Source organism: Microcystis sp. M179S2, from assembly GCF_020245805.1.
GTDB classification, from domain to species: domain Bacteria; phylum Cyanobacteriota; class Cyanobacteriia; order Cyanobacteriales; family Microcystaceae; genus Microcystis; species Microcystis aeruginosa.
Genome location: NZ_JADBUE010000333.1, coordinates 1 through 3,689, shown reverse-complemented (window position 1 = coordinate 3,689; position 3,689 = coordinate 1). Strand labels below are relative to the sequence as shown.

Annotated in this window: 6 protein-coding genes and 2 pseudogenes; all 8 read left to right on the top strand. The window is 39.1% G+C overall.

The genetic code is table 11. The features are described 5' to 3' along the window. Positions 1 to 115: 115 nt before the first annotated feature. On the top strand, positions 116 to 397 hold the full coding sequence (locus IM500_RS20825) for a hemolysin XhlA family protein (protein ID WP_002759172.1): 282 nt from the start codon (positions 116 to 118) through the stop codon (positions 395 to 397). 29 nt (positions 398 to 426) lie between these two features. Next, positions 427 to 585 (top strand): hypothetical protein, encoded by a 159-nt coding sequence (locus tag IM500_RS20820; protein ID WP_287739455.1) that lies wholly within the window; start codon positions 427 to 429, stop codon positions 583 to 585. Between the two features lie 299 nt (positions 586 to 884). Beyond that, complete coding sequence (locus tag IM500_RS20815) at positions 885 to 1,166, top strand: type II toxin-antitoxin system RelE/ParE family toxin (RefSeq protein ID WP_002740810.1); 282 nt, start codon at positions 885 to 887, stop codon at positions 1,164 to 1,166. Between the two features lie 9 nt (positions 1,167 to 1,175). Then, positions 1,176 to 1,490, top strand: a complete 315-nt coding sequence (locus IM500_RS20810) for a HigA family addiction module antitoxin (protein ID WP_036399402.1) — start codon at positions 1,176 to 1,178, stop codon at positions 1,488 to 1,490. A gap of 168 nt (positions 1,491 to 1,658) precedes the next feature. Then, positions 1,659 to 1,973: pseudogene (locus IM500_RS24885) on the top strand (type II toxin-antitoxin system HicB family antitoxin); the annotation flags it as partial. 27 nt (positions 1,974 to 2,000) lie between these two features. Further along, positions 2,001 to 2,207 carry a type II toxin-antitoxin system HicB family antitoxin gene (locus tag IM500_RS20805; RefSeq protein ID WP_012264985.1) on the top strand — a complete coding sequence of 69 codons (207 nt, stop codon included), beginning with the start codon at positions 2,001 to 2,003 and terminating at the stop codon, positions 2,205 to 2,207. Further along, complete coding sequence (locus IM500_RS20800) at positions 2,200 to 2,412, top strand: type II toxin-antitoxin system HicA family toxin (protein ID WP_002759169.1); 213 nt, start codon at positions 2,200 to 2,202, stop codon at positions 2,410 to 2,412. Before IM500_RS20805 ends, IM500_RS20800 begins: the two co-directional genes overlap by 8 nt. A gap of 118 nt (positions 2,413 to 2,530) precedes the next feature. After that, positions 2,531 to 3,553, top strand: a pseudogene (locus IM500_RS20795) (hypothetical protein); the annotation flags it as partial. Positions 3,554 to 3,689 lie beyond the last annotated feature (136 nt).

Here is a 3,689-nt window from a genome sequence, read left to right as displayed (position 1 = left end):
TATCAAGGGGGGCAGGGGGGATCGAACCTAAAATCCATTTTTAATTTAATTATAACCAGCTATAAAATAGTGATAGTCGTGCCTATATTCCGATAATTATTAGGAGAATCATCAGATGTCAGTTACTATTGAACAAGATCTTAAAGAAGTTTTAGGTGAAATTAATCAGAAACTGGAAAATATTAATAGTCGCCTCACTAATTTAGAGGTTGGACAAGCTAGATTAGAAGAAAAGGTCGATGCTTTAGACAAGGATATTGAGAGGGTGAAAGAAGATACCAAAGAATTGAAAGGCTCTCAAAAGGCCCAGATTTGGACGTTAATCGGAATCTTGGGAACGGCTTTACTAGGAACGGTCATTCGCTACATTATTATTCCTTTTCCTCCTCAATCGTAAATATAATTATAACAATCACCGTTCAGACAATGAATGAACAACGCGCCCAAGCTTATGTTAATTTAATTGAACAGTTGCTCGCTTGTACTGATGGTGAGGAACGAACTAATATTCTGCAAGCAAATCAGGAATTGATTGATCCCGAATTTTTGCAGGTGATGGAAAACTATGCAACAGGGTTAGAATAATAAGGATACAATAATAACCATGCAGATTGATTTAACACAAAACTTTGGGCAATATCTCAATCCTCAAGCGAGAAATATAGAAGAATAGGAGGCGTTTTTAACTGTTGGGGACATTGACAATAGGCTAAGGTGTTGTTAGTATATCCAACATGAAGGCTACCGCGCTCATTCGTCGTCGCGTCATCTTGGCCCCAGACGCATTTGCAGAAGTCCCTGTCTGGCCTGTTCCCCAACCAGTTCTGCCATTGGAGCATCCTTACGTCATATACTTAAAAGTAGGATAAGAAATTGTTTAGAGAGTGATCCAAAACTTTAAAGATAAAGAAGCTCAAAAAGTTTTTGAACGTAAACATTCGCGTAAATTGCCATTAGATATCCAACAAGTGGCATTGCGAAAATTGCGGATGCTTAATCGTGCGGAAACCCTGCAAGATCTTCGTGTCCCACCAGCAAATCGATTGGAACGTCTGGTTGGTGACAGGGAAGGTCAATATAGCATTCGGGTTAACGATCAATGGCGAATTTGCTTTGTCTGGCAAAACGGTGATGCTCTAGACGTAGAAATCGTTGATTATCATTGAGGTAAAATAATGAATGAAGATAAACTAATGCCAATTCATCCCGGTGAGGTTCTTTTAGAGGAATTTATCAAGCCAATGAACCTTAGTCAGAATCAAATAGCTCTGGCTCTTGGAGTTCCTGAACAATGTATTAACGAAATCGTTCACGGAAAGCAGCCTATCACAGCGGATATAGCTCTTCGGTTAGCTCGTTATTTTGATATGTCACCGCGATTTTGGCTGGGATTACAAATGGATTACGATCTGGACGTTGTTGAAGATGAAATAGGAGATCAATTGGACAAAGAAGTTGCTGTAATGACAGTTATTTGTGCAGAAAAGTGATTAGTTTTGCTTGTTCCAAGATTCTGCCTTGGAACATATCAAACAAATTTGGCAGCGACCCCCCTTGACAATCACGAATATTTATTGTATCACGTTAAATCATAAGGTTGGTCTCTCTCAAAAAAAATCACAGTTCATCACATAATCACATCAATCACAGTACAGACAATGAATGAACAACGCGCCCAAGCTTATGTTAATTTAATTGAACAGTTGCTCACTTCTGCTGATGATGAGGAACTCAATAAGATTCTGCAAGCAAATCAGGAATTGATCGATCCCGAATTTTTGCAGGTGATGGAAAACTATGCAATGTGGTTAGAAGAACAAGGAAATAATAATCCTGTTGCTTGGTTACGGAATATGGCGCAACAGTTGGGGCAGTTTCTCAACCCTCAAGCGGGAACTATAGAGGAATATCAGCGGTTTTTATTAGAAGTATTACGAGCAGAAGCAGAGATTAATGATGGCCGTGCTATAATAACTGACAACGATTATTATTATAAAAATATGCAGTATAAAGTCAGTCTTAAGCAAACAGAAGAAGGATATGCTGTTTGGTGTCCCGGTTTACCCGGCTGTGCTTCTCAAGGTACGACAAAAGAAGAAGCTCTCAATAATATTCAAGATGCTATTGTGTCTTATTTAGAAGTTGCCGAGGAATTGAATCAAGGTGTAGAATCTTGTTATGTGGAAGTTGAATTAAATCATGCCTAGTCTTCCTGGAATTAATCATCAACGAGCCATTAAAGCCTTTGAAAAAGCCGGATTTAGGATTGTTCGACAGGGTAAACATATTACAATGACTGATGGAGAGCATATCTTAACAATTCCCAGAGCTAATCCAATTAATGCTTATACAATGGGAACAATTATTAAAGGTGCCGGAATGTCTATTGAAGAATTTAAAAAACTTTTGTGAAAGCATCGGATTAAGGTTATGGACGAAAAACGCACCCAAGCTTATCTAAATATCATCGAGTCGTTCTCTCGAAAAAATCACAGTTCATCACATAATCACATCAATCACAGTACAGACAATGAATGAACAACGCGCCCAAGCTTATGTTAATTTAATTGAACAGTTGCTCGCTTGTACTAATGGTGAGGAAATCAATAATATTCTGCAAGCAAATCAGGAATTGATTGACCCCCAATTCTTGCAGGTGATGGAAAACTATGCAACAGGGTTAGAACAACAAGGACATAATAATCCCGTTGCTTGGTTACGGAATATGGCGCAACAGTTGAGGCAGTTTCTCAACCCTCAAGCGAGAAGTATAGAGGAATATCAGGAGTTTTTATTAGAAGTATTACAAGCAGAATATGAGAGTAATGATCCTGCGGTGGTTTATCCTATCCTACAACGCTGTCAACATTTGTTAGATGATACCTTTGCCCAACTGTTGCAACAATACGCTAGATATAGTTTTTCTCAAGGGAAGGCTGAAGAAGTGGTAGGTATTGCCGAGGTGATTGAAAATTTATGTATTGATATTCAACAGTTTCCTTTGGGAAGTCGGGCGAATAATCTGCAAATTGCTATTACAGGTTATCTCACTCTCCTAGAACGATATACCCCTGCCGCCTTTCCTTATGATTGGGCAAGGATACAAAATAATCTGGGTGCTGCTTATAGAAATCGCATTTTTAGGGAAAGGGCAGAAAATCTAGAGTTAGCTATAGAGGCATTAAACCAGTCATTAAAAGTATATACCCGTGCCGCCTTTCCTTATGATTGGGCAAGGATACAAAATAATCTGGGTGCTGCTTATAGAAATCGCATTTTTAGGGAAAGGGCAGAAAATCTAGAGTTAGCTATATCCGCCTATAACCAGTCATTAGAAGTATATACCCGTGCCGCCTTTCCTGTTGAGTGGGCAAATACACAAAATAATCTGGGGACTGCTTATAGTTCTCGCATCCGAGGGGAAAGGGAAGATAATCTAAAGTTAGCTATAGCCGCCTACAAGCTGTCATTAGAAGTAAGAACCCGTGCCGCCTTTCCTGTTGAGTGGGCAAATACACAAAATAATCTGGGGACTGCTTATAGTGGGAGCATCTCACCTTTGCAATGAGCATAAATACTTAGTGGAAAAATAGGCTTTTCGAGGGTAATTCTTGTTTTAATTCTCCATGTACGCAGTCTTTAAAAGCCTCTATTTCGTTCCAAGACACGATTAAGAGTGGCTTTTAGGC